This is a genomic window from Bradyrhizobium sp. 18BD (genome assembly GCF_054185225.1).
Window position 1 is genome coordinate 176,009 of record NZ_JAVAYL010000007.1, and the last position, 24,232, is coordinate 200,240.

The window sequence follows — 24,232 nt, forward strand, 5'->3', positions numbered from 1 at the left end:
CACTGAGGGGTTGAGTGTGCCAGTGTTGAGCCGTGCCGAACTCTCGCGGACCGGGGTGATCTTCGTCGCGCTTCTGCTCGCCATCGGCGCGACGAGCGCCGTTGCGCGCGAATTCCGCGCCGCCGACACTCAGACCGAGGATTACCCGACCGTGCAGGCGCTGTACTACATGGGCGCCCTGATCGCCGAGCGCACCGGCGGCCGCCACGAGGTCAAGGTTTTCCACTCCCGCCAGCTCGGCGAGGAGAAGGAAACCATCGAGCAGACCCGGGCCGGCGCTATCGACCTCAACCGGACCAATGTCGCCCTGATCGGCAATTTCGTTCCGGCGATGAACGTGCTCGCCATGCCGTTCCTGTTCCGGTCCATCGAGCACATGCAGAAGGTGCTGGACGGGCCGATCGGCAGCGAGATCCTCGACAGCTTCGAACCCTACGGCTTCGTCGGGCTCTGCTTCTACGATTCCGGCGCGCGGTCGCTCTACAATGGCGTCCGTCCGGTCAAGAGCGTGGCCGACCTCAAGGGCCTGCGGATCCGGGTGCAGCAATCGGAGTTGATGAGCGAGATGATCCGCGCGCTCGGGGCCGAGCCGGTCGAGATGCCCTATGGGCAGGTGCTCGCCGGGCTCGCCAACCATCTGGTCGACGGCGCCGAAAACAACTGGCCATCTTTCGTGACGACCGACCATTACAAATATGCCGGCCATCTTGCGCTCACCGAGCACACGATGAGCCCCGAAGTGCTGGTGATCTCGCTGAAGGCGTGGCGGAGCCTGTCGGCCGACGACCAGCAGATCTTCCGCGAGGCCGCCGCGCGCTCCAGCCGCTTCATGCGCGAGAAATGGCGCGACCTCGAGCAGCAGTCGCAGCGCAAGGCGACCGAAGCCGGCGTCACCATCGTCAGGGATATCGACCGCAAGCCGTTCGAGGACGCGATGGCGGCGATCTACACCAAGGCCGGCCGCGATCCCGCCGCGGCCGCACTGATCGAACGCATTCGCAAGGTGGAGTAGGCCCGGTTGGCTGCGCTTGGACACAGCGAGCACGCGGACAGGCCGCCCGGCCCGATCGGGCGGCTGCGCGCCCGCCTCGTCGGCGCGCTCCGCGCAGTGCCGATCCGCTGGCGCATCCTGTCGATCGCGGCGCTGAACTCCGCCGTGGTGATCGTGCTGGTCGGGCTGATCTGGAACGGCTCGCAGGTGCTCGGCTCGGCCTGGGACGACGTACGCCAGGTCCGCGAATCCGACCGCATCCTGGCGCTGCTCGAAAGCGAGACCGGGCGGCTGCAGAACCTGATCCACCGCTACATCAACCAGCCGAGCCCGGACCTGTTCGCCGAGATCCTGCTGCTGCGCGAGGCGGTGCTGGGCACGCTGACCAACCGCGCCGCCAAGGACCCGATGCTGGCGGGCTCGGTCGAGGAGCTGGAGCGCACCACCGACCGCTTCCTCAACGGCTTCGGCGAGTTGCGCAGCGTGCAGGCCACCATTGCGAAGACTTATGAGGACCAGGTGCAGGGCCCGGCCAGGGACATGGCCGGCCTTTATTCCATCATCGAAGGCGCTACCGGCCATCGCGACGCGCTGATCTGGCCCTCGCTCGGCAAGTCGCGCGAGGCCTTCACCGCGATGCTGGTCGCGGCCAACTCGTACTATCTCTCGCTGTCGCCGGGCGCGGCCGACGACGCGCGCCGCAACACCGAGACGATCGAGAAGACCATTCCGGTCATGATCGATCTCGCCGACAACGACCTGCAGCGCATGGCGCTGCAGCGGCTCGGCGCGCGCACCGCCGCGCTGCGCGAGGGTTTTGCAAAACTCTCCGAACAGCTCACGAGCCGCACCGAGCTCTTGCGCAACACCATCGACGCCAGCCAGGCCGAGGCGATCGGCGCCATCGACGACCTCTCGACCAAAATGCGCCAGCGCGAGCAGAAGGCGCAGGAGACGTTCGACCGCACGCTGGCGGATATTTCGCGGCGCGTGTTGTCGATCGCGGTGATCTTCCTCGGCATCATCCTCACCGCCGGCGTGCTGATCGCGCTCTCCATTCGCCTGCCGCTGCAGCAGATCATGGCGGCGATGCGCGCGATCACGCTCGGCGATCTCGACCGCGAGGTTGTGGGCACCAAGGCCCGCGACGAGGTCGGCGCCATGGCGCGCGCCGTCGAGGTCTTCCGCGAGAACGCGATCGCGAAGCGCGAGACCGAGGACGAGCTGCGCGCGTCCAAGGAGAAGGCCGAGAGCGCGCTGCTCGAGCTCAACGCCGCGCAGCAGAATCTGATCGACGCCGAGCGGCTCGCAGCGCTCGGCGGCCTCGTCGCCGGCGTCGCCCACGAGGTCAACAACCCGATCGGCATCAGCCTCACCGTTGCTTCGAGTTTTGCCCGGCGCAGCGAGATCTTCGAGGCCCAGCTCAAGGGCGACGGCGGCCTGCGCCGCTCGCAGCTCGAGGAGTTCGTGCAGTCCTCGCGCGACGCCTCGCAGCAGCTCGTCGCCAACCTCACCCGCGCCGGCGAGCTGATCCAGTCGTTCAAGCAGGTCGCGGTCGACCGCTCCCATGCCGAGCGGCGGCAATTCTCACTCAGCGAAGCCACCGACCAGATCATTGCGAGCCTGCGGCCCGTGCTGAAGCGCTCGCCGATCACGCTCCAGGTCGACGTGCCCGAGGGGCTGCTGCTCGACGGCTATCCCGGCTCCTACGGCCAGATCCTGACCAATCTGTTCCTCAATGCCGCCAACCACGCCTTCGCCGACGGGCGCGCCGGCACCATCACGATCTCGGCACGGCCGCGCGGGGCCGACGACATCGAGATCATCTTCACTGACGACGGGGCCGGCATGACCCCCGACGTGCAGCGCCAGGCCTTTGACCCATTCTTTACCACCCGGCGCAATGAAGGTGGCACGGGACTCGGCCTCCATATCGTCTATAACCTAGTCACCCAGCAGCTCGGCGGTCGCATGATGCTGGAATCCAAGCTGGGACAAGGCACTACATTTCGCATTATCATGCCCCGCGTCGCCAAGGGTGGCGCGCCAAGCACAGAGACTGACGGGACTTCTCAATGGCCGAACAGGACGATGTCCTCCACCTGATCGACGACACTGGTACTGCGTCGGAGGATACCAATGCCCGCAAATGGAAGATCGCCGTCATCGACGACGATCCGGCCGTGCATGACGGCACGCGTTTTGCGCTCTCGGATTACAGCCTGAACGGCCAGAACCTGGAGATCCTGTCCGCCCATTCCGCGGCGGAAGGCCGCAAGCTGATGGCCGCGCACAACGACATCGCCGCGGTGCTGCTCGACGTCATCATGGAGACCGACGTCGCCGGCCTCGAGCTGGTCGAATACATCCGCAACGAGCTCAAGAACGAGACCGTGCGCATCATCCTGCGCACCGGCCAGCCCGGCCAGGCGCCGGAGCGGCGCGTGATCGTGCAGTACGACATCAACGACTACAAGGCCAAGACCGAGCTCACCGCCGACAAGCTGTTCACCTCGCTGACCGCGGCGCTGCGCTCCTACCAGCAGCTCGAGCGCATGGTGCAGACGCGGCGCGGCCTCGAGATCATCATCGATGCGGCCTCGACGCTGTACGACTTCAAGTCGATGCAACGGCTCGCCGAAGGCGTGCTGACCCAGCTCGCCTCGCTGCTCAATGCCGATTGCGCCGGTATACTGGTCCTGCGCGACAATGGCGGCATCGACCCCGAGCTCTCGGTGCTTGCGGGGAGCGGCTGCTACAGCCGCTTCATCGGCACGACATCATCCAAAGCGCTCGACCCCGATTTGCGCGCGATGGTCGAAGCCGCCTTCCAGGGCCGCAAGAACGAGTTCGCCGACCACCGCAGCGTGATTTACTTGCGCACCGGATCCGGCCGCGAGGTCGTCGTGCTGCTCCAGGCCGAGCGCGAATTGTCCGAGACCGACCGCTCGCTGGTCGAGATCTTCTCCTCCAGGCTCTCGATCGCCTTCGACAACGTCATCCTCTACCAGCAGCTCCAGGACGCCAACACGCAGCTCGAAGACCGCGTCGCTCAGCGCACCCGCGCTTTGATGCAGGCCAACCGCCGGCTCTCCGCGCAATGGCTCCGGCTGCAGCGCGCCAACGGCTTCAAGAACGAGATTCTGGGCACCGTCGCGCATGATCTGAAGAACCCGCTCGGCGTCATCCTCGGCCGCACCGAGATGCTGAAGGAGCTGATCTCGACCGGCGCCTCGTCCGGCGGCGTGGTCTCCCAGGTCGACCACATCCGCGACGCCACCAAGCGCCTGACCACGATGGTCGATCATTTGATCTCGGACGCGATGGCCGATGCCTTCGACATCACCATTCGCCGCGAGCCGGTCGACGTCGCGGCGCTGGTCAAGGAGGTCGCCGATGCCAACCAGCCGCTCGCCGTCAACAAGCAGCAGGCGATCAGCGTCACCGCGCCGTCCAACATCGTCACCATGTGCGACACCGACCGCATCCGCGAGGCCATCGACAATCTCATCAGCAACGCCATCAAATACTCCCCGATCGGCGGCAAGATCGGCATCGCCGTCAGCCATGAGGGCAGCGAGACCATCGTCCGCGTCAGCGACGAGGGCGCCGGCCTGTCACCGGAGGATCTCGGCCGCCTGTTCGGCCGTTTCCAGCGGCTGTCGGCGAAACCGACCGCCGGCGAAAGCTCGACCGGGCTTGGGCTGTCCATCGTCAAGCGTATCATCGACATGCATGGCGGTGAGGTGACGGCCGACAGCGACGGCCCCGGCAAGGGCTCGACCTTCACCATCACCCTCCCCGCGACCGAGATGCCGTGATGACCCAAAGCCAGCACATCATGATCGTCGACGACGAGGCCCCGGCCCGGGAGATGGTCGGCGATTACCTCAAGATGCACGGCTTCACCGTGACGCTGTGCGACGGCGGCAAGTCCTTGCGCGCCGCGATCCAGGGCAGCATGCCCGATCTCGTCGTGCTCGACCTCAACATGCCCGAGGAAGACGGCCTGTCGATCATCCGCGACCTCAAGAGCCGCATCAACGTGCCGGTCATCATGCTCACCGCGACGGCGAGCCCGATCGACCGCGTCGTCGGGCTCGAGCTCGGCGCCGACGATTACGTCGCAAAACCCTGCGAGCTGCGCGAATTGATGGCGCGCATCCGCTCGGTGTTGCGGCGGAGCACGCCCGCGAAAGTCGCCGCGGCTGAAGCGGCGCCCGCGAAATCGGACAAGGACCAGCTCGTCCGCTTCGGCACCAAATGGCTCGACCTCGAAGCCCAGGCGCTGCGCGACGACGAAGGCAACGAGCATCCGCTGACGGCATCCGAGTTCGGGCTGCTGAAAGTATTCGCGGCCAATCCGAAGCGCGTGTTGTCGCGCGAGCGGCTGCTGGAGCTCGCCAATGCGCGCGACGCCGAAGCCTTCGACCGCGCGGTGGACCTGCGCATCATGCGCATCCGCCGCAAGATCGAGCCCGATCCGGCAAAGCCGGCCGTGATCCGCACCATCCGCGGCGGCGGGTATTTGTTCTCGCCGGCGGGCGAGAAGGCGTAGGGGCTGGGCGGCGAAGCACGGTGCCGTAGCCCGGATGGAGCGCAACGCAATCCGGGAGGGCTGTATCCGCGGATGAAGCTGCCCCGGATTTCGCTTCGCTTCATCCGGGCTACAGGGCGCAAGCCGGCGTAGGGAGCGAGCGCCCCGAGACGACGGCCATGGGTGCCGCGCGACCGAACGCAATCCCCCCAAATACGTTCCCGGCGTCTTCGCCCGCCGCCAAACTCCCACCCCCGTATTTTCCGTATATTGAAATTCCACAACTTTTTGCCCCGAATGTTTCGTTGCGGCCTGTCCGACGAAACAATTTGGCAGCGCACGAAACCATTTTCCGCTTTTCGTGCAGACGTCCCGAAACGATGGCTGATTAACACTTTGGCTCAAGGAAACGCCGCTCGGTTGCGGCGCTACGGGGAGCTAAGTCAATGCCGAACGTCATCGCCATCAACGCCCAGGCCAGCCAGAGCATCATTGCCGCTCAGGCGACTTCGGACGACATGCTTCTGGAAAGCATTGCCGACGGCAACCGGACGGCCATGCACATCCTCTATTGCCGGCACAATGTGCGGGTCTATCGCTTCATTCTGCGCATCGTGCGCGACGCCACCACGGCGGAAGACCTGGTCAGCCAGGTTTTCCTCGACGTGTGGCGGACCGCCAGCCAGTTCCAGGGCCGCTCGCAGGTTTCAACCTGGCTGCTCTCGATCGCCCGCTTCAAGGCCCTGACCGCGATGCGCCAGCGCCGCTTCGAGGACATCGACCAGGAAGACGTGCGCCAGATCCCTGACGATTGCGACACGCCCGAGACCTCGCTGGACCGCAGCGACACCAGCGCCATCCTGCGCGCCTGCGTCGCAAAACTGTCGCCCGCGCATCGCGAGATCATCAACCTCGTCTACTACCACGAGAAGTCGGTGGAAGAGGTCGGTCAGATCATCGGCATCCCCCAGAGCACGGTGAAGACCCGGATGTTCTATGCCCGCAAGCAATTGGCCGATTTGCTTAAGGGCGCCGGCGTCGATCGCTTCGCCGCGTAAGGGAAATGATTTCAAAGGGATAGGGCCTAGTTTCTGGCCCTATCCCCGGACACGGAAGCGTTACCGCCGACGAAACAATTGAAACAGACGACAACATCAGGCGGAAAAACTCCTCCCCTATAAAGCTCACATACGGTTTCGTTAAACCTCCCAAGACCTCCAGCGACCCGGACGATGCCCCCGTCCGGGTCGTTTTGTATTTGGGGGGCTGCGTGGTAGCGCCACCCCGCAGGTCGTTTGCGGATAGCAGGCCGCCCGGAGTGAGGCGGGCACCGCTCTCTCATTCCCTCCCGCCTTGCGGGGGAGGGGCAGGGAGAGGGGTGCCACACGGGGATTCTCTCGATTCGTGCTCGCGACCGCAGGGGATGGACCATTTCCTGGGCTACCCCTCTCCCCCGCCCTCCCCCGCAAGGAGGGAGGGAGCGCACCGTCTGTGCGGCTAACAGGATTGCCTCGCAGAGCCGCCTGCTGCCTCCCCCGTCACGAACACGTGACACCGCGTAACGATCCGCACCCCCATTCCGAACTGCCCTCGTGACCTCCTTCACGAGTGCTCCATGCTCGAACTTCTCTTCGCCCTGCTCGCCGGCATCCTGACCATCGCCGCGCCCTGCACGTTGCCGATGCTGCCGATCCTGCTCGGCGCCTCGATCGGGCGCGCGGGGCATTTGCGGCCCGCGATGATCGCGCTTGGTTTCGTCGTCTCCTTCTCCGCGGTCGCGCTGCTGCTCGGCGCGCTGACGCGGCTGTTCGACTTCGATCCGAATGTGCTGCGCGAGGCGGCTGCTATCCTGCTGCTCGGTTTCGGGCTGCTGATGCTGTGGCCGGCGCCGTTCGAATGGCTGTCGATCCGGCTCAATGGCTGGCTCAATTTCGGTAACGCCGACACCACTCAGCACGAAGGCGCGCTCGGCGGTCTCGTCCTCGGCACCACGCTCGGCCTGATCTGGACGCCCTGCGCCGGGCCCGTGCTCGGCTCGATCCTGACGCTGGTCGCGACCTCGAAGAACCTGGCCTGGGCCGGCACGCTGCTGGTCGCCTACGCCATCGGCGCGGCGATCCCGATGCTGGGGATCGCCTATGGCGGACAGGCCGCGACCACGCGCGTGCGCAGCCTCGCGCGGATCTCGCCGCGGCTGCAGCAGGGCTTTGGCGTGGTCGTGATCGCCTTCGCCGTCGCCGCCTATTTCCAATACGACACGCTGATCGTGGCGTGGCTCACCGGCTTCTATCCCACCGGCCAGATCGGCCTGTGATCATCCCTTAATCTTCACCGGAGGACGCTTCCATGAATTTCAAACTGCTCGCCGTATCTACCGCGCTGGTCGGCATGGCCGTCACCGGCGCCGTCATCCCCGGCATCTGCGACGAGGCCGCGCGCGCCACGCCCGTGGTGACCGCCGCCGCAAGCCGGCAGACCGCGCCCGACTTCACCGGCGTGACCAACTGGTTCAACTCGAAGCCGCTGAGCCTTGCTGATTTGCGCGGCAAGGTCGTGCTGGTCGATTTCTGGACCTATGGCTGCGTCAACTGCGTCAACACGCTGCCGCACGTCACCGATCTCTACGCAAAATACAAGGACAAGGGCCTCGTCGTGGTCGGCGTACACACGCCGGAATTCCCGTTCGAGCGCTCGGCCTCCAATGTGCAGGCCGCACTGAAGCGCCATGGCATCACCTATCCGGTGGCGCAGGACAATGACTCCAAAACCTGGGACGCCTACAGCAACCGGTACTGGCCGGCGCAATACATCATCGACCAGAACGGCAAGATCGTGTTCCAGCACGAAGGCGAAGGTGGCTACGAGCAGATCGACCGCACCGTTGCCGGGCTGCTCAACGCCAACAGCTGATCCCGCACGGACATCGGGCGGCTGGTTTCAGATGCCGCCGTTGTTGCTTGACTCCACGGATCCGTCCGTGGAGTTTCGCCGCATCGGAATCAGCCGCCCGCAATGGACGCCGCGCCCACCAGCACCGACATTCGCCTTCGTGAAGGCTCCTCGATCGCACAGCGGCTGGTCATGTCCGCCTTTGCGGCCGCGGTCGCGCTGTGCTTCACGCCCGGCCTGTTCACGCACGACACCCTGGAGATCGTCATCTCCGTGGTCGCGCTGCTCGTGGGCGCCGGGTTCGTCGTCGGCATCATGATGGCGCCGGCGGTGGTGTGGATCATCACGCCGGACGAGATCCTGATCGGACATCAGCGTCCGTTCGGGAAGCTGCAGACGCGGATCGTCGCGAAGGACGACATCACGGGATTGCAGGTTCCCGGCAGCAAGCGGGTGAAGGCCCGCTTTCAGCTCGTCTTCTCGCTGGCCTCTGGCGAGCGCCTGACGTCGCCGCCGATCTCCGATGTCACCCATGTTCGCGACACCGTGGCGCGGATCGCCGCGCAGTTCGACGTCCCCAATTTCGAGGCCCCGGTCAATCCGCTCGATGCCAGCAATCCCGAGATGCATCTCGGCGAGCCGCTCGAGGCGTTTTCCACGCGGGATATCCGGATCGTCGCGCTGATCGCCGTTGCCTTGTCCGCGGTGCCCTACGCCTACAAGCTCTGGCGCGGATGGCCACCCACCCATGTCGACATCCTGCTGCTTCCGCTCGGCGCACTCGCCGCATTCGCGGTTTACCGATACGCCAACCTCGTCACCGGCTCTTTCTGGATCATCCGCGAGGGTGATATTCGCGTCGAACGGCTGTGGGGCGACGGCAGCCCGCGCGCCGATCACATCGAGGGGCCCGAGGTGAAGACCATCACCGTCGACCGTCGCGGCCGCTCCGAGGACGAGCACTGCATCGTCACGATCCGCCTGCGCTCAGGACGGCGGTTTCGCAGCCCCCGCATCGGCTCGCGGCTGGAGGCCCGCGCCGTCGGGACCGAAATCGTCCGCCGGCTCGCGATCGCGCCGGAGAATAACAAGATCTAGACGATGACGCGATGAGACTCGACTAGCTCCTCGCCTGAGGTCCGTTTCCTCCCCCACAAGGGCCCACAAGGGGGAGGGAACGGAGAGAGCGCTGGGTTGGCCAAGCTCGATTGGACTTCAATCCATCGCGCTCAAGAATGCCTTATCCCGTGGGCGATGCCGCAATGTAGGCTTTTCGCGCCATCCCCTGTTTGTGGCATTGCCAGGGGCCCGTCAAAAAACCAAAGCATTCTCGTGACATACCTGCCGGGCGCGCCATCAACTTGCCATGAACATGCCCCTGAGATTTGATGGTTCCTGATGATTTGCGCTGTGGCAGCGGGGAGAGCTTCTCATGACCGATTTTCGTCGCCTGACCGGGATGCTTGTGGCGGCTTCCGTCGCGGCTTTGAGCCTGGTTCTGTCCGCCCCCTATGCCGCTGCGCAGCAGCCTGACCGCGGCGACGAGCCGGGCCTGATCGCCGACGACAGTTACCAGCTCGACCCGGAATGGCAGAAGCAGGTCGTCTACTTCCGCACCACTGAAGCGCCGGGCACGATCATCGTCTCGACCGCCGAACGGCACCTCTATCTGGTGCAGCCGGGCGGGCGCGCGATCCGCTACGGCATCGGCGTCGGCCGCGACGGCTTCCAGTGGCAGGGACTGGTGCAGATCACTAACAAGAAGGAATGGCCGGACTGGACGCCGCCGGCGGAGATGATCCAGCGCCAGCCCTATCTGCCGCGCTTCATGGCCGGCGGCCCCGGCAATCCGCTCGGCGCCCGCGCGATGTATCTCGGCACCACCGTCTACCGCATCCACGGCACCAACCGCCCCGACACGATCGGCACCAAGGTGTCGTCGGGCTGCTTCCGCCTCGTCAACAATGACGTTGCCGATCTCTACGATCGCGTCCCTGTCGGCACCAAAGTCGTCATCCGGCAGAAGCCCGAGCTCTAAGGGCTCTCGTCCGGGCATGGTCTCCCCGACCATGCTCCCTCGCCTTTCCCAAGATTCCTTTTCCCGATTTTTCGAGAGAGCAACATGATGCGCACATTTCGAGGCGGCCTGCTGATCGGGCTCGCGGTTGCCGTGCTGGTCGGCGTCCTCGCGGTGATCTACGAGTTCTACGACACCCGCACGCTGAAGCGCACGGTGCGCCGCGGCGAGGTGCTGTGCGGCGTCAACAAGGGCCTGCCGGGCTTCTCGATCCCGGACGACAAGGGCAACTGGACCGGATTCGACGTCGATTTCTGCCGCGCGGTGGCGGCGGCGATCTTCAACGATCCGGGCAAGGCCAAGTTCGTCCCGCTGGACGCCAGCGAGCGCTTCAAGGAATTGCAGAGCCGGAAAGTCGACATCCTCTCGCGCAACTCGACCTGGAGCATGGCGCGCGAGCTCGACTACGACCTCTATTTCCCGGCCGTCGCCTATTACGACGGCGCAGGCTTCATGCTGCCGCGGTCGCGCAACAAGGAGACCTCGCTGGACCTGACCGGGAGCAAGGTCTGCGTGCAGGCCGGCACCACGACGCTGCTCAACGTCGCCGATTACTTCCGCGCCAACAACATGAAGTATGAGGAGATCAAGTTCGACAAGCTGGACGACGTGGTGAAGGCCTACGACACCGGCAAGTGCGACACGCTCTCCGCCGACGTCTCCCAGCTCTACGCGCTGCGGCTGAACCTGTCGAAGCCCGGCGACCACATGATCCTGCCCGACATGATCTCCAAAGAGCCGCTCGCCCCCGTCGTGCGCCAGCGCGACGACGACTGGATGATGATCGTGAAGTGGACGCTCTACGCCATGATCAATGCGGAAGAGCTCGGCGTCACCTCGGAGAACATCGACGAGGCCCTGAAGTCGAAGAAGCCGGACGTGATGCGCCTCGTCGGCACCGAGGGCAATTACGGCGAGCAGCTCGGCCTCACCAAGGACTGGGTCGTCCGCATCATCCGCCACGTCGGCAATTACGGCGAGATGTACGAGCGCAACATCGGCGAGAAGTCCAAGCTGAAGATCCCGCGCGGGATGAATCAGCTGTGGAACGCCGGTGGCGTGCAGTACGCGCCGCCGATGAGGTAATAGATCTCGCCGCCGTCATTGCGAGGAGCAAAGCGACGAAGCAATCCAGACTGCCTCCGCGGAAAGATTCTGGATTGCTTCGCTTCGCTCGCAATGACGAACTTGAGGCAAGCGCTTTCCACAATCTCAACTGCCGCAGCCTGGATGGAGCGCAATCCGGGGCGGCCTCACCGCGCGAACAGAACCCGGATTTCGCTGCGCTCCATCCGAGCTACGAATTCTTCCCGCGCGGCCTGCCTCAATACCCCCGCGCCCGCGCGAGCTGCTCGGTGTGGTAGTTCGCGTCCCCAAACAGTTCCTCGCACACCCGTGCGCGCTTCATGAAGAAGCCGATGTCGAACTGGTCGGTCATGCCCATGCCGCCATGCATCTGCACGCCTTCCTGCACCGCGCGGGTGGCGGTGGTGCCGGCGCGGGCCTTGGCCACGGCGACGGCTGAGGCCGCCTTGGCGACGTCGGCATCCAGCGCCTGCAGCGCCTTCATGGTGGCGGCGCGGGTGATCTCGATGTCGACATAGAGCTCGGCGGCGCGGTGCTGCAGCGCCTGGAATTCGCCGATCAGCTTGCCGAACTGCTTCCTGTTCTTGAGGTACTCGACGGTGCGGTTGAAGACCTCCTCGCTGAGGCCGACCATTTCGGCGGCGACCGCGCCGCGGCCGATGTCGAGCACGCCGTCGAGCAGCGCCGCGCCCTGATCGACCTCGCCGAGCACGCTGTCGGCATTGACCTCGACATTGGCAAGCTCGATCCGCGCGGCGTTGTGCGCATCGACCATGATGGTGCGCTCGATCGACACGCCCTTGGCCTTCGGGTTCACCAGGAACAGCGTCAGGCCATCGCGCTCGCCGACAGAGCCAGCCGTGCGCGCGACGACGATGAGGAGGTCGGCGACATGGCCGTCGACCACCAGCGCCTTGGCGCCGGACAGCTTGAAGCCGTTGCCGGCGCGCACGGCCTGCAAGTTCGTCTGGAGCGGGCGATGCTTGGCGCCCTCGTCGATAGCGAGCGTCGCCAGCAGCGAGCCGTTGGCGATCTTCGGCAAATAGTCCGACTTCTGCGCGGCATTGCCGCCGCGGTTCAGCGCGGAAGCCGCGGCCACGCTGGTGGCGAGGAACGGCGAGGGCATCAGCGTGCGGCCGATCTCCTCCATGACGACGCCGGCCTCCATGAAGCCGAGACCAGAGCCGCCGAACTCTTCCGGCACAAGGAGGCCGGCAAAGCCCATCTCGGCAAAGGAATGCCACAGCTCCTTTGAGAAGCCGGTGGGGTCCTTGGAATCGCGCAAGTGCCGCAAATGCGACACCGGCGCCTTGTCGCTGATCAGCCCGCGCGCTGAGTCGCGGAGCATTGATTGTTCTTCGGTGAGGACGAGGGCCATGTGCGTGTTTCCGATTCGAAATCTATTTTGTCGTCGTCATTCCGGGATGCGCCGCAGGCGCAGGCCCGGAATCCATAACCACGATCGGGAATATGGATTCCGGGCTCGCAGCTCACGCTGCGCCCCGGAATAACGGGTGGTGAGAGCGTGGCTCACGCCCCCGGCAAATCCAAAATGCGCTTGGCGACAATGCCGAGCATCACCTCGGACGTGCCGCCCTCGATCGAGTTGGCCTTGGTGCGCAACCAGGCGCGCGGACGGGCGCCCTGCTTCGAGCGCTCGCTCTCCCATTCCAGCGCATCGACGCCGCCGGCCGACATCAGGATCTCGTAGCGGCGCTTGTTGAGCTCGGTGCCGTAATATTTCATCGCCGAGGAGAACGCCGGATGCGCCTGCCCCGCCTTGGCGAGATCGACGGCACGCTCGGCGCAAGCGGCGAGCGCGGCCTCGTCGACGTCGAAGGTCGCGATCTGGCCGCGCAGCATGGAATCATCGAGCTTGCCTTGCGCATCCGAACCGACCGAGTCGGCCGCGATCTGGCCGAGCGGACGGCCGACGCCGCGTTCGCCCATCCCTGAGATCATCGCGCGCTCATGCTGCAGCAGATATTTCGCGACGTCCCAGCCGCGATTGACGGTGCCGACCACATGCGACTTCGGCACGCGCACGCCGTCGAAGAAGGTTTCGCAGAACGGCGAATAGCCTGAGATCAGCAGGATCGGCTTGGTCGTCACGCCCTTCGAGGTCATGTCGAACAGGATGAAGCTGATGCCGTCGTGCTTCTTGGCGGCGGGATCGGTGCGGACGAGGCAGAAGATCCAGTCGGCGTAGTTGGCGTAGGAGGTCCAGATCTTCGACCCCGTGATGACGAAATCGTCGCCGTCGCTCTCGGCGCGGGTCTGCAGCGAGGCGAGATCGGAGCCGGCGTTCGGCTCGGAATAGCCCTGGCACCAGCGGATCAGACCCGCCGCGATCTTCGGCAGATGCTCCTTCTTCTGGGCGTCGTTGCCGTATTTCAAAAGCGCCGGCCCGAGCATCCAGATGCCGAAGCTCGACAGCGGCGGGCGCGCGCCCATCTTCGCCATCTCGGCGCGCAGCACCTTGTGCTCGGCGGCGCTGAGGCCGCCGCCGCCATACTCCTTCGGCCAATCCGGCACGGTCCAGCCCTTGTCGCGCATGCGCTCGAACCAGACGCGCTGCGGCTCGGACGCGAATTTTGCGTTACGTCCGCCCCAGAACACGTCGGTGTCCGACGTGACGGGCTTGCGCATCTCCGGCGGACAATTGGCGTCCAGCCAGGCGCGCGTCTCAGTGCGGAATTGTTCGAGATCGGCAGTCTCTGTGTCGCTCATGGTCGTTTCCATCAATCAAAAAGACTTGTTGGGCGCGACTCTGGGCCATCGCTTCGTGGAATTCAACCACTTCCGCGCCGCGTGATCCGCTATAGTCGTCGCCATGGCGAGCTTGAAAACAAAGAGGAAATGAGAATGCGCCTGAAACTTCTTTCGCCTGGCGAAATGAACGAGAGCCAGCGGCAGACTTATGACGAGTCGATTGCCGGCAAGCGCGGCAAGCCGCCGGCGCCGATGATGGCCTGGCTCAACAGCCCCGACATGGCCCGTCACGCCACGCGGCTCGGCGAAGTGCTGCGCTACGACACTATCTTCCCGGCAAAGCTCTCGGAGATCGCGATCCTGGTGACGGCGCGGCACTGGACCGCGCATTACGAATGGTACGCGCATAAGCGCCTCGCGCTGGCGGGCGGCATGGACCCTGATATCATCGACGCGATCCGCGACCGCCGCACGCCCGAGTTCGACGATCCAGTGGCTAAGATGATCTACGATCTCGCGAAGTCGCTGCATGAGGGCCACGGCGTCGAGAAGGGTCTCTACGATGAGGCGGTGAAGCTGCTCAGCGAGCGCGGCGTGGTCGAGGTGATCGGGCTGTGCGGCTACTACACCATGGTGTCGATGACGCTGAACACGTTTGAGTTCGAGCTGCCCGAGGGCGAAGCGCGGGAGCTGTCTTGATTGTCCATCCTGCTGGGCAATTGCGCATCAGGAAACGCTGGGTTTCGGATAGGCCAGTAGCACTGCCCCGGAGCCGGCCTATCTGGAGTTCACCAACGGAGCATTCACATGTCGCAAAGTCCAGCCGTCGCCGCCGGCACCAGGATCGGCCACGTCCATCTCAAGGTCGCCGATCTCGATCGCGCGCTCGGCTTCTATTGCGGCGTGCTCGGCTTCGAGCTGATGCAGCGCATGGGCTCGGGCGCGGCCTTCATCTCCGCCGGCGGTTATCATCACCACATCGGGCTCAACACCTGGGAGAGCAAGGGCGGCTCGCCGCCGCCGCCCGGCACCACCGGCCTGTTCCACACCGCGATCCTCTACCCAACGCGCCCGGCGCTGGCGGATGCGCTGCACCGGGTGCTCACGGCCGGCATCGCGCTGGACGGCGCCAGCGATCACGGCGTGTCCGAGGCGCTGTATCTGCGCGATCCCGATGAGAACGGCGTGGAGCTGTATTGGGACAAGCCGCGGGAGCAATGGCCGTTCGGCCCGGATGGGAAGTTGGCGATGTTCACGAAGCGGCTGGATGTAGAGGCGTTGCTGCGAGAGCGCGAGGCGTGATGCCGCTCTCTCCTCGTCATTGCGAGGAGCAAAGCGACGAAGCAATCCAGACTACTTCCGCGGAGGCATTTCTGGATTGCTTCGCTGCGCTCGCAATGACGGAGTGTGGTGAAGCGACGTTGCGCCCCTACGCCGCCTTCGCTCTTGGCTTGCCCCGTACCATGATCAGCGCCGCGGCCGCCACCTCCAGCGCGATGCAGAGATAGAACGGCAGCGAATAGCCGCCGGACCAGTCGCGCAAGGCCCCGACCACGCCGGGGCCGAACGCATACGTCACCTGGTTGATCGCGGTGTTGAGACTGATCAGCACGCCGAACGCGGCGCTGTCGAATTCCTGCTGCACGATCAGCGACGGCAGCGTGATGAGGTTGCCGACCGAGAAGCCGAACACCGCGCAGGCCGCGATCAGCAAATAATCATTGTGCAGATTGATCACGACGCACAGCGCCGCGGCCTGGCTGAGGAATGAGATCGCCGACGCCAGCCGCTGGTTGAGGCGGTCGATCACCATCGAGAACAGCACCCGGCCGACCACCGCCATCGCGGTCAGCACCGCGACCGCAACCGCAGCGCGCTCGCGGCCGATCACGGGATCGAGGAACGAGATCAGGTGCACGATGAAGCCGACCTGCGCGAACAGCACCAGCGCGAACGCAATGGTCACTGTGAGGAAGCCGATATCGCGTAGCGCCCAGGCGCGAATCTGCGTCGAGGATTGCGGCTTCGCTTTCGCCGCCCCATGCCAGCCATGGAGATCGGGCGGCCGGCCGACGACCAGCAGGATCACCGGCACCAGCAGCACCAGCATGGCGCCAGCAGCGGCATACATCGCGCTGGCGAAGCCGATATGGCCGATCAGCGTCACCAGCAGAGGCACGCCGACGATGCCGCCGAAACTGGCGCCGTTGAGCGCGAGGCTGATCGCCATGCCGCGCTTGTGGTCGAACCACAGGCTGATCGTGTTGGTGATCATCGCAAGACTGGTGCCCGCCCAGCCGAAGGCGAGCACGGCATCCGCAAGGTAAAGCTGCCAGGGCTCGCGCACCGCGCCGATGGCGACCGCAGCCGCCGCCATCGCCAGCGTGCCGACGATCAGGCAGATGCGCGGGCCGTATTTTCGGACGGCCTCGCCGACGAAGACGACCAGCAGCGCGCCGAACAAATAGAAGAACGTCGTGCCCGAGGAGATCAGCGATGTCGGCCAGCCCCGCGCGCGTTGCAGCTCGGCGACATAGACGCTCTGGCCGTAGAAGCCGAGCCCCCAGCCGAAGGTCGCGAGCAGGAAGCAGACCGCGACGATGCGCCAGCCTTCGTAGCGGAGGGAGGATTCGTCGATTGGCGAGGTGTGGCGGGGATTATCGAGCATTTGCGCTTGTCCTTGGTTCCCCCGCGAGCGCTTTGCGTCACGCCTGTCTCTTGATGACAAGCATCATGTAACAACCGGCCTCCCGAAAATCACTTCGATCTGGATCGAAATGTCCACGCTGCTGACAGCCTCCTGCCACCTGTTGCGCATGATCTTTTCGGAAAACCGCGGACTTTGCCGGATCATGCGTCACACTGCGTCCGGGAACTCGCCCATGGCCGCCTCCAGCCGCGCCCTGCGGCGGCGCGCCCAGGAGACCAGCGAGAGCACGGCAAGGCCGAGCACGACAGGCGGGAATACCACCATGTTCACCGCGGACCAGCCGTAATTCGCAAGCAATTGCCCCGATGAGAACGAGCCAATCGCCATCATGCCGAACACGAGGAAATCGTTGAAGGCCTGCACCTTGTTGCGCTCCTGCGGCCGGTGCGTCTCCAGCACCAGAGCGGAAGCGCCGATGAAGGAGAAATTCCAGCCGACACCGAGCACTATCAGCGTCGCCCAGAAGTGCATCGCCGTGATGCCGGACAGACCGATGGTGGCGGCCCCCGCCTCCAGCAGCAGGCCCGCCGCGACGATCCTGGGCGCACCGAAGCGCGCGATCAACGCACCAGTGAAGAAGCTCGGCCCGTACATGGCGACGATGTGCCATTGAATGCCGAAATTGGAATCGCTGAGGCTGAGGCCGCACAGCTTCATGGCCAGCGGCGCCGAGGTCATCACCAAATTCATCATGGGATAGGAGATGACGCCGCACAGCGCGGCCGCGATGAAGCGCGGCTGGGTCACGATGGTGAGTAGCGGCCGGCCGCCATGCAGATCGGCCGGCGCGGGTTTCGGCATGTCGACGCCGGCGACGATGCCCATCGCGACCAGCGCCACGGCGGCCTGCACCAGGAAGCTAAAGGCGAACAGATAGGGCTGCCAGACATCCATGGTCCATTGCACGAGCTGCGGACCGAGCACGCCGGCGAACACGCCGCCGGCCATCACCCAGGACACCGCCTTGGGCCGATAGGCCGCGCTGGCACCGTCGGCCGCGGCGAAGCGATAGGATTGCGCGACGGCCCCGTAGAGGCCGCCGAGAAAGGTCGCAACACAGAACAGCGCGAACGAGCCGTGCAGAATGGCGAACGAGCCGAGCAGTCCGGTGAGCGCGCCGATACCGGTTCCGACGACGAAGGCCGTGCGGCGGCCGTAGCGGCGCGAGATCGCGCCGGTCGGCAGCGTGCCGGCGGCGAGGCCCACCACATACATCGAGATCGGCACCGTCGCGAACGACATGTCGGGCGCGAGCGTGGCGCCGACGATCGCGCCGGTGGCGAAGATCACCGCCGAATTGGCGCCGGTCAGCGCCTGCGCGGCGGCAAGGCGCACCACATTGGCACGCACGCGCGCGTCGTCGCTGATCTCACTGGCTGAAGTCACGTCTAGCATCGGCATTTCCGCCCGGAGGAGTTTTGGAGGGCCTTCTGATTCCCGGCACTATGGAGGGGTGCGAAAGGGCGGGCAACCGACGCAAACGGGCGCGGGCCATGCCTCTGACGCAATCGGACGGATGATAGCCGGACGCGGCCTTGACGGCTTGCGCTCGATCAAATCCTATCCGCCGCATTCTTACGGAGTTTCGTTCATGTCCGTCGACGACAGGCCCACGCTCAGCGCTCCCGACGACGATCCCTGGCTCTGGCTGGAGGAGATCGAAGGCAAGCAGGCGCTCGACTTTGTCGAGCGGCAGAACGACCTGACGCTTCAGGCGTTCGGCGGAGCGGCTTATGAGCGCGACCGCGACATCCTCGCGGCGATCTACGATCGCCCTGACAACATCCCCTATGTCAGCCGGCGCGGCACCGATTTGCACAATCTCTGGAAGGACGCCACCAATCCGCGAGGCCTGTGGCGGCGGACTACGCTCTCCGAATTTCGCAAAGCCGATCCGGCGTGGGAGACCATGCTGGATATCGACCAGCTCGCGAAAAGCGAGGGTGAGGACTGGCTGCTCGGCGGCATCGCCACGATGCCGGGAAGCCTGCGGGCGATCCTGAGCCTGTCGCGCGGCGGCAGCGACGCCGTCACCTTGCGCGAGTTCGACCTCGCCACGAAGAGTTTTGTCACGGACGGCTTTACGCTGCCGGAAGCCAAGGGCGGCGCCGACTGGCTCGATGCCGACACGCTGCTGCTGTCGAGCGCGCATGGCGAGGGCATGACGACGAGCTCCGGCTATGCGCGGACGGTTCGGCTGTGGCGGCGCGGCCAGCCGGTCGAGCAGGCGCAGGTGTTGATCGAGACCACCACCGATCACATGATGATCTATGGCAGCGCCGACGACACCGGACCTGCGCCGCGGGTCTGGATCGTCGACCAGATCGACTTCTTCAACCACGCGATCTGGCTGCGCGATGCGGCGGGCACCATGACGCAGCTCGATCTGCCGACCGGCATCTGGATGCAGGCCCATGGCGACTGGTTCGCGATGAAGCTGCGCAAGGACTGGACGGTCGGCGGCCGAACGTATGCCATCGACACCGTGCTCGGCATCTCGCTCTCGGCGTTCCTCGCCGGCAGCCGCGAATTCGCGGTCCTGTTCGAGCCGGCGCCGCGGCGCGCGTTGCAGGGCCTGTTCTGGGCGGCGGGCAAGCTGGTGCTGTCGATCCTCGACGAGCTCAAACCGCAATTCGAGATCTGCACGCCATCCGCCACCGGCTGGAGCCGCGAGACGCTCGGCGGCCTGCCCGAGATCGGCGTCGTCGACGTCTGGCCGCTCGACCGTCATCCCTCCGAGAGCAACGGCGATCTGCTCGCCAACGTGCAGGATCCGCTGACGCCGCCGTCGATGCTGCTGCTCGAACGCGGCGTTGCGAGCCCGACCGTGCTGAAGCAGGCGCCGAAGACGTTCACCGCCGACGGGCTCGTGGTGACGCAGCACGAGGCGATCTCGATCGACGGCGAGCGCATTCCCTATGTTCAGACGGGGCCTGCCAAAGAGACCGGCGATGCGCCGCTCTATATGAGCGCCTATGGCGGCTTCGCCCATGCGGTGAAGCCGTATTACAACGCCTCGCTCGGCAAGCTCTGGCTGGAGCGCGGCGGCACCATTGTGCAGGCAAATTTGCGCGGCGGCGGCGAGTTCGGCACGCGCTGGCACGATGCCGGCCGGCTCGCCGGCAAGAAGCTCTCGCATGACGATTTCGCAGCCGTGGCCGGCGATCTCGTGCGCCGTGGCGTGACGAGCGCAAAGCGCATCGCCGCGCAGGGCGGATCGAACGGCGGCATCCTCATCACCAACATGCTGGTGCGCTACCCCGAACGCTTCGGCGCGCTGTTCTGCACCATCCCGCTGATCGACATGCGCCGCTACACCAAGCTGCTCGCGGGCGCGAGCTGGATCGCGGAATACGGCGATCCGGACAAGCCCGAGGAATGGGAGTGGCTGAAGACCTATTCGGCCTATCACAACGTCAAGGTAGGACAGTCCTATCCGCCGATCCTGATCGCCACCACCCGACGCGACGACCGCGTCCATCCCGGCCACGCGCGCAAGATGGCCGCCAAGCTGCAGGCGATGGGCTACGAGGCCTGGTTCTACGAGCCGGCGGCGGGCGGCCATGGCTACGGCAAGGACAACAAGGAGCGTGCGGGCTTCGAGGTGATCGGCTTCAGGTTCTTGAAGGAGAAGATCGGGTGGGGGGATGGCGAGGCCTAGCAGCGCTGTCGCTTCGAGGTTTTCATCGGAGGCGACGTGAGGCGGCCACCGCCCTCTTATTCCCTCCCCCTTGCGGGGTCCGAGGCGAGCGAAGCTCGCTCTCGAGGGCAGGGAGAGGGGTACCACACGGGGACTCTCTCGATGTGCGCGCAACATGACCGGGGATGGATAGACCGTTTGCTGGGCTACCCCTCTCCCCCGCCCTCCCCCGCAAAGGGGGAGGGAGCGCACCGCCGTTGTGGCGCGCATCCAGACCTAAGTTTGCAGCGCTTTACCCGCGCTCGAACACCAGCGTCAGATTGTTCGCCGGCATCTCGATCGTGTCGACCAGGCGAAGGCCGACAGCCTTCGCGAGCGTCTCGACGTCGCTGATGTCGCGCACGCCCCATTCAGGATTGCCTTCCCGCAAGGACGTGTCGAACACGGCGTTGCTGAGCGCGGTGTGCTTGCCGTCGCGCTTGAATGGGCCGTAGAGGAACAGCTTGCCGTCGGCGCGCAGGTAGCGGCCGGCGCCGGCGAACAGGCCTTCGGCCACGTTCCAGGGCGCGATGTGGATGACGTTGGCGCAGAACACGGCCGCAAAGCTGGTCGGCGCCTGCCCGCTTCGCATCTCCGGGCACCAATCGGGATCGGAGAGATCGACCCGCAGCGGAGAGCGGATGTTCTGCAGGCCCGAATGAACGCGCCAGGCCTCGATGCTCCTCACGTGCCGCTGGTTGAGGTCGCTCGGCCACCAGGTCAGGCCGGGCGTATGGCCCGCGAAATAGACCACGTGCTGGCCGGTTCCACTGCCGACCTCGAGCACGTTACCGGTGTACCCTGCGAGATGCTTTTCCAGAGCCGCCCAGAGCGGCTCGTGGTTGCGATGAAAAGCCGGCGCATCGAGCCGGCCATCGGGCTCGACGCGCCCGCCGTCCCTGCCAAATTCAACGACATAGTCAGCCAATTGACGTCCCCGGGAAAATGAGAAAGCAGACCAAAACGCAAGCAAGGGCCAAACGCCCCGAACGGATGCCGGCGAAACCCGGCCGATGAACGATCTATCTCTTCAGTTGCAATGCGGAAGATATTAACGCCATTTTGCGCCCTGCATAGTCTTGATTGTCAGGGCATGCCCTTTGTGCTTTGGAACACTATATTTCCGCGAACCACCATCGACATAACGCCTCGGAACATTGCCTTGACCGCTGTTCTCCGCAAGCCCGCCCTGCTCCTCGCGCTGGCCTTCCTGGCCGGCCTTGCTGCGAGCCCTGCGCACGCACAATCCGCCGTCGCCGACGGCCAAAAACTCGCCTTCGACCGCGGCAAGGGCAATTGCCTGACCTGCCACGTCATCAAGGACGGCGATCTGCCCGGAACGATCGGTCCGGAGCTGAAGGACATCAAATCAAAATACCCTGATCGCGACGATCTGGTCGCGATCATCTTCGATGAGACCAAGCGTAACCCGCAGACCATGATGCCGCCGTTCGGCCGGAACCGGATTTTGACCGAACAGGAGATCAGCGCGATCGTTGATTTCCTGCAAACCCTGTGACCGCCGGCACGCCACAAGAGACTGTGCAGGAGAATTTCCGATGACCACGACCACCGGCCCTCTTCCGACGCGGCGCCTGATCCTTCAGGGCGCGGCCTCGGTCGCGCTGCTCGGGCTCGGCAATCTGCCGTTCGCCGCGGGCCCCGCGCTGGCGGCCGCCAACGACAAATATCCGGAAGAGGCGTTCAGGCAGAAGAACGAGGCGGACGCGATCAAGGCGCTCTACGGCAAGACCGCCGAGCCCTCGGACAAGGTCAAGCTCGACGCGCCCGAGATCGCCGAGAACGGCGGCGTGGTGCCGATCGCGGTGGCGACGACGCTCGACAAGGTCACCTCGATCTCGCTCTTCGTGGCCGAAAACCCGAACTCGCTGGCAGCGTCCTACAAGTTTCCCGAGGGCACCATCCCTGCCGTCGCCAACCGCCTGAAGATGGCGAAGACTACCAACGTGACCGCGATCGTCGAGGCCGACGGCAAGCTCTACAGCGCGACCAAGGAAGTGAAGGTCACCGTCGGCGGCTGCGGCGGCTAGGAGAACAGACATGGCATCCAGCATTCGCGTACGCGCCACCGCCAACGGCGACATCACCGAGGTGCAGACGCTGATCCAGCACCCGATGGACACTGGCCTCGTCAAGGACTCCAAGGGCGAGCTGATCCCCGCGCATTTCATCCAGGAGCTGAAGTTCGAGTGTAACGGCAAAGACGTCTTCGTCGCCAATTGGGGCACCGCGGTCTCCAAGGACCCCTATGTGAAGTTCAGCTTCAAGGGCGCCAAGAAGGGCGACGAGCTCAAGATCTCCTGGACCGACAACAAAGGCGGCTCGGACACGACCACCGCGAAGATCGCGTGATGAAGGCCCGCTCCGCTCTCCTGCTTGGCTCGCTGAGCGCCGCGCTCGTCGCGTTCGCGCTCACGTCTCCGCGCGTGGTCGCCGCCGACAAGGCCGATCCCGCCGCGGACGCCAAGGCGTTCCAGAATTTCTTTTTCCAGAAGTTTCCGACCGTGAAGCACGAGGACTTCGTCAACGGTCCCTATTCGATGAACGCGGACATGAAGCGGCAGTGGCAGGAGAAGGAAGAATTCCCGCCTTACGAGTTCGCGCTCGATGCCGGCAAGGAGATGTTCGCGACCCCGTTCAAGAACGGCAAGACCTATGCCGACTGCTTCCCGAACGGCGGCATCGGCATCCGCCAGAATTATCCCTATTTCGACACGAAAGAGGGCAAGGTCGTCACGCTGGAGCTCGCGCTCAATCGCTGCCGCGAGGCCAATGGCGAGGCGCCCTACTCCTACGTCAAGGACGAGATGGCCTCGCTGACCGCGTACATGGCCTACACCTCGCGCGGCAAGCTGATGGACATCAAGATTCCCGATGATCCGCGCGCGTTAGAGGCGTTCGAGAACGGCAAGCGCTATTTCTACACCCGCCGCGGCCAGTTGAATTTTTCCTGCGCGAGCTGCCATGTGCAGAGCCCGGGCGAGCGCATCCGCGCCGAGATTCTGGCACCTGCCCTCGGCATCCTGAACGCGATGCCGATCTACCGCTCCGAATGGAGCGGCATGGGCACGACCAGCCGCCGCTTCGTCACCTGCAACAGCCAGACCCGCGCGGTTCCGCTGGAGCCGCAGGCGGATGAATATCGCGACGTCGAATATTTTCTGTCCTACGTCGCCAACGGGCTGCCGATTTCAGGCCCGGGAGCGCGGCCATGAAGCCGTCACTTACCTTGGCCATTCTGCTCAGCCTGAGCTTCGCGCCTGCAGCGCGCGCGGCAAACGAGGCGGACTACAAGGCGGCCTATGCCGCAGCGGAGGCCGCCTCCAAGGAGGCAGCCGGCATGCGCAACCAGTGGACCGTGACCGTATCTGCGCTGGCGGCAGCCAAGAAGGCGGCCGACAGCGGCGATTTCGACCGCGCGGTTGCCGCTTCCAGGGAAGCCGAGGCGCTCGCAAAGGCCTCCATCTTCCAGGCGACGTCTGAAAAAGAGGCCTGGAAGGCGATGGAAATCCGCTAGAATAGATCTCGTG

The 24,232-nt window shown here is 65.1% G+C and carries 23 protein-coding genes; 18 read left to right on the top strand and 5 right to left on the bottom strand.

The window, feature by feature from the left end; all coding sequences use genetic code 11:
• Nucleotides 1–16: 16 nt before the first annotated feature.
• From RAD16_RS15240 to RAD16_RS15285, 10 genes are all read left to right on the top strand, one after another.
• A complete protein-coding gene (locus RAD16_RS15240; protein WP_458158701.1) occupies nt 17–1,012 on the top strand; it encodes a TRAP transporter substrate-binding protein in 996 nt (331 codons plus the stop codon).
• A 54-nt stretch (nt 1,013–1,066) separates the two neighbouring features.
• Nucleotides 1,067–3,097, top strand: coding sequence for an ATP-binding protein (locus RAD16_RS15245; protein ID WP_458158833.1), 2,031 nt, complete (start codon nt 1,067–1,069; stop codon nt 3,095–3,097).
• Entirely contained in the window at nt 3,067–4,812 is a 1,746-nt protein-coding gene (locus RAD16_RS15250; protein ID WP_458158702.1) for an ATP-binding response regulator, read from the top strand. The genes RAD16_RS15245 and RAD16_RS15250 overlap by 31 nt, the downstream gene beginning before the upstream one ends.
• On the top strand, nt 4,812–5,549 hold the full coding sequence (locus tag RAD16_RS15255; protein ID WP_458158703.1) for a response regulator: 738 nt from the start codon (nt 4,812–4,814) through the stop codon (nt 5,547–5,549). Before RAD16_RS15250 ends, RAD16_RS15255 begins: the two co-directional genes overlap by 1 nt.
• A gap of 425 nt (nt 5,550–5,974) precedes the next feature.
• On the top strand, nt 5,975–6,586 hold the full coding sequence (locus RAD16_RS15260) for a sigma-70 family RNA polymerase sigma factor (RefSeq protein ID WP_326898088.1): 612 nt from the start codon (nt 5,975–5,977) through the stop codon (nt 6,584–6,586).
• Between the two features lie 557 nt (nt 6,587–7,143).
• Nucleotides 7,144–7,842 (top strand): cytochrome c biogenesis CcdA family protein, encoded by a 699-nt coding sequence (locus RAD16_RS15265; RefSeq protein WP_458158704.1) that lies wholly within the window; start codon nt 7,144–7,146, stop codon nt 7,840–7,842.
• A gap of 32 nt (nt 7,843–7,874) precedes the next feature.
• A complete protein-coding gene (locus tag RAD16_RS15270) occupies nt 7,875–8,438 on the top strand; it encodes a redoxin domain-containing protein (RefSeq protein ID WP_458158705.1) in 564 nt (187 codons plus the stop codon).
• Nucleotides 8,439–8,540: 102 nt separating this feature from the next.
• A complete protein-coding gene (locus RAD16_RS15275) occupies nt 8,541–9,515 on the top strand; it encodes a hypothetical protein (protein ID WP_458158706.1) in 975 nt (324 codons plus the stop codon).
• 334 nt (nt 9,516–9,849) lie between these two features.
• Entirely contained in the window at nt 9,850–10,455 is a 606-nt protein-coding gene (locus tag RAD16_RS15280) for a L,D-transpeptidase family protein (protein WP_458158707.1), read from the top strand.
• Nucleotides 10,456–10,542: 87 nt separating this feature from the next.
• Nucleotides 10,543–11,580 carry an amino acid ABC transporter substrate-binding protein gene (locus RAD16_RS15285; protein WP_458158834.1) on the top strand — a complete coding sequence of 346 codons (1,038 nt, stop codon included), beginning with the start codon at nt 10,543–10,545 and terminating at the stop codon, nt 11,578–11,580.
• Between the two features lie 238 nt (nt 11,581–11,818).
• Here the strand turns inward: RAD16_RS15285 and RAD16_RS15290 are convergent, their stop codons facing one another.
• Both RAD16_RS15290 and RAD16_RS15295 read right to left on the bottom strand, forming a co-directional pair.
• Nucleotides 11,819–12,958 (bottom strand): acyl-CoA dehydrogenase family protein, encoded by a 1,140-nt coding sequence (locus tag RAD16_RS15290; RefSeq protein ID WP_458158708.1) that lies wholly within the window; start codon nt 12,956–12,958, stop codon nt 11,819–11,821.
• 152 nt (nt 12,959–13,110) lie between these two features.
• Nucleotides 13,111–14,310, bottom strand: a complete 1,200-nt coding sequence (locus RAD16_RS15295; RefSeq protein WP_458158709.1) for an acyl-CoA dehydrogenase family protein — start codon at nt 14,308–14,310, stop codon at nt 13,111–13,113.
• A gap of 135 nt (nt 14,311–14,445) precedes the next feature.
• Here RAD16_RS15295 and RAD16_RS15300 point away from each other — a divergent pair, with 135 nt between their 5' ends.
• Together RAD16_RS15300 and RAD16_RS15305 are read left to right on the top strand one after the other, a co-directional pair.
• Complete coding sequence (locus RAD16_RS15300; RefSeq protein ID WP_458158710.1) at nt 14,446–14,991, top strand: carboxymuconolactone decarboxylase family protein; 546 nt, start codon at nt 14,446–14,448, stop codon at nt 14,989–14,991.
• Nucleotides 14,992–15,099: 108 nt separating this feature from the next.
• Nucleotides 15,100–15,594, top strand: a complete 495-nt coding sequence (locus RAD16_RS15305; protein WP_458158711.1) for a VOC family protein — start codon at nt 15,100–15,102, stop codon at nt 15,592–15,594.
• Between the two features lie 127 nt (nt 15,595–15,721).
• On the opposite strand, the gene RAD16_RS15310 is transcribed toward RAD16_RS15305, so the two are convergent.
• Together RAD16_RS15310 and RAD16_RS15315 are read right to left on the bottom strand one after the other, a co-directional pair.
• The gene (locus tag RAD16_RS15310; protein ID WP_458158712.1) at nt 15,722–16,960 is read right to left on the bottom strand and encodes an MFS transporter; all 1,239 of its coding nucleotides are present in this window, start codon (nt 16,958–16,960) and stop codon (nt 15,722–15,724) included.
• A gap of 189 nt (nt 16,961–17,149) precedes the next feature.
• Nucleotides 17,150–18,397 (bottom strand): MFS transporter, encoded by a 1,248-nt coding sequence (locus RAD16_RS15315; protein ID WP_458158713.1) that lies wholly within the window; start codon nt 18,395–18,397, stop codon nt 17,150–17,152.
• Between the two features lie 196 nt (nt 18,398–18,593).
• On the opposite strand from RAD16_RS15315, the gene RAD16_RS15320 reads away from it, so the two are divergent.
• Nucleotides 18,594–20,663 (top strand): prolyl oligopeptidase family serine peptidase, encoded by a 2,070-nt coding sequence (locus tag RAD16_RS15320; RefSeq protein ID WP_458158714.1) that lies wholly within the window; start codon nt 18,594–18,596, stop codon nt 20,661–20,663.
• A 271-nt stretch (nt 20,664–20,934) separates the two neighbouring features.
• On the opposite strand, the gene RAD16_RS15325 is transcribed toward RAD16_RS15320, so the two are convergent.
• On the bottom strand, nt 20,935–21,609 hold the full coding sequence (locus RAD16_RS15325) for a DUF938 domain-containing protein (protein ID WP_458158715.1): 675 nt from the start codon (nt 21,607–21,609) through the stop codon (nt 20,935–20,937).
• A gap of 234 nt (nt 21,610–21,843) precedes the next feature.
• On the opposite strand from RAD16_RS15325, the gene soxX reads away from it, so the two are divergent.
• The 5 genes from soxX to RAD16_RS15350 are packed head-to-tail and all read left to right on the top strand — an operon-like array spanning nt 21,844 to nt 24,219.
• Nucleotides 21,844–22,200 carry a sulfur oxidation c-type cytochrome SoxX gene (gene soxX, locus RAD16_RS15330; RefSeq protein WP_458158716.1) on the top strand — a complete coding sequence of 119 codons (357 nt, stop codon included), beginning with the start codon at nt 21,844–21,846 and terminating at the stop codon, nt 22,198–22,200.
• Between the two features lie 40 nt (nt 22,201–22,240).
• Entirely contained in the window at nt 22,241–22,732 is a 492-nt protein-coding gene (soxY, locus tag RAD16_RS15335) for a thiosulfate oxidation carrier protein SoxY (protein WP_458158717.1), read from the top strand.
• Nucleotides 22,733–22,742: 10 nt separating this feature from the next.
• Nucleotides 22,743–23,054 (top strand): thiosulfate oxidation carrier complex protein SoxZ, encoded by a 312-nt coding sequence (soxZ, locus tag RAD16_RS15340; protein ID WP_458158718.1) that lies wholly within the window; start codon nt 22,743–22,745, stop codon nt 23,052–23,054.
• The gene (gene soxA, locus RAD16_RS15345) at nt 23,054–23,917 is read left to right on the top strand and encodes a sulfur oxidation c-type cytochrome SoxA (protein ID WP_458158719.1); all 864 of its coding nucleotides are present in this window, start codon (nt 23,054–23,056) and stop codon (nt 23,915–23,917) included. Before soxZ ends, soxA begins: the two co-directional genes overlap by 1 nt.
• The gene (locus RAD16_RS15350) at nt 23,914–24,219 is read left to right on the top strand and encodes a hypothetical protein (RefSeq protein ID WP_458158720.1); all 306 of its coding nucleotides are present in this window, start codon (nt 23,914–23,916) and stop codon (nt 24,217–24,219) included. Before soxA ends, RAD16_RS15350 begins: the two co-directional genes overlap by 4 nt.
• Nucleotides 24,220–24,232: the final 13 nt, after the last annotated feature.

Excerpts from the sequence above, each read along its gene's own strand:
- RAD16_RS15250 (WP_458158702.1), top strand. The coding sequence starts at position 3,067 with ATGGCCGAACAGGACGATGTCCTCCACCTGATCGACGACACTGGTACT.
- RAD16_RS15255 (WP_458158703.1), top strand. The coding sequence starts at position 4,812 with ATGACCCAAAGCCAGCACATCATGATCGTCGACGACGAGGCCCCGGCC.
- RAD16_RS15260 (WP_326898088.1), top strand. The coding sequence starts at position 5,975 with ATGCCGAACGTCATCGCCATCAACGCCCAGGCCAGCCAGAGCATCATT.
- RAD16_RS15265 (WP_458158704.1), top strand. The coding sequence starts at position 7,144 with ATGCTCGAACTTCTCTTCGCCCTGCTCGCCGGCATCCTGACCATCGCC.
- RAD16_RS15270 (WP_458158705.1), top strand. The coding sequence starts at position 7,875 with ATGAATTTCAAACTGCTCGCCGTATCTACCGCGCTGGTCGGCATGGCC.
- RAD16_RS15275 (WP_458158706.1), top strand. The coding sequence starts at position 8,541 with ATGGACGCCGCGCCCACCAGCACCGACATTCGCCTTCGTGAAGGCTCC.
- RAD16_RS15280 (WP_458158707.1), top strand. The coding sequence starts at position 9,850 with ATGACCGATTTTCGTCGCCTGACCGGGATGCTTGTGGCGGCTTCCGTC.
- RAD16_RS15285 (WP_458158834.1), top strand. The coding sequence starts at position 10,543 with ATGCGCACATTTCGAGGCGGCCTGCTGATCGGGCTCGCGGTTGCCGTG.
- RAD16_RS15290 (WP_458158708.1), bottom strand. The coding sequence starts at position 12,958 with ATGGCCCTCGTCCTCACCGAAGAACAATCAATGCTCCGCGACTCAGCG.
- RAD16_RS15295 (WP_458158709.1), bottom strand. The coding sequence starts at position 14,310 with ATGAGCGACACAGAGACTGCCGATCTCGAACAATTCCGCACTGAGACG.
- RAD16_RS15300 (WP_458158710.1), top strand. The coding sequence starts at position 14,446 with ATGCGCCTGAAACTTCTTTCGCCTGGCGAAATGAACGAGAGCCAGCGG.
- RAD16_RS15305 (WP_458158711.1), top strand. The coding sequence starts at position 15,100 with ATGTCGCAAAGTCCAGCCGTCGCCGCCGGCACCAGGATCGGCCACGTC.
- RAD16_RS15310 (WP_458158712.1), bottom strand. The coding sequence starts at position 16,960 with ATGCTCGATAATCCCCGCCACACCTCGCCAATCGACGAATCCTCCCTC.
- RAD16_RS15315 (WP_458158713.1), bottom strand. The coding sequence starts at position 18,397 with ATGCTAGACGTGACTTCAGCCAGTGAGATCAGCGACGACGCGCGCGTG.
- RAD16_RS15320 (WP_458158714.1), top strand. The coding sequence starts at position 18,594 with ATGTCCGTCGACGACAGGCCCACGCTCAGCGCTCCCGACGACGATCCC.
- soxY (WP_458158717.1), top strand. The coding sequence starts at position 22,241 with ATGACCACGACCACCGGCCCTCTTCCGACGCGGCGCCTGATCCTTCAG.
- soxZ (WP_458158718.1), top strand. The coding sequence starts at position 22,743 with ATGGCATCCAGCATTCGCGTACGCGCCACCGCCAACGGCGACATCACC.
- soxA (WP_458158719.1), top strand. The coding sequence starts at position 23,054 with ATGAAGGCCCGCTCCGCTCTCCTGCTTGGCTCGCTGAGCGCCGCGCTC.
- RAD16_RS15350 (WP_458158720.1), top strand. The coding sequence starts at position 23,914 with ATGAAGCCGTCACTTACCTTGGCCATTCTGCTCAGCCTGAGCTTCGCG.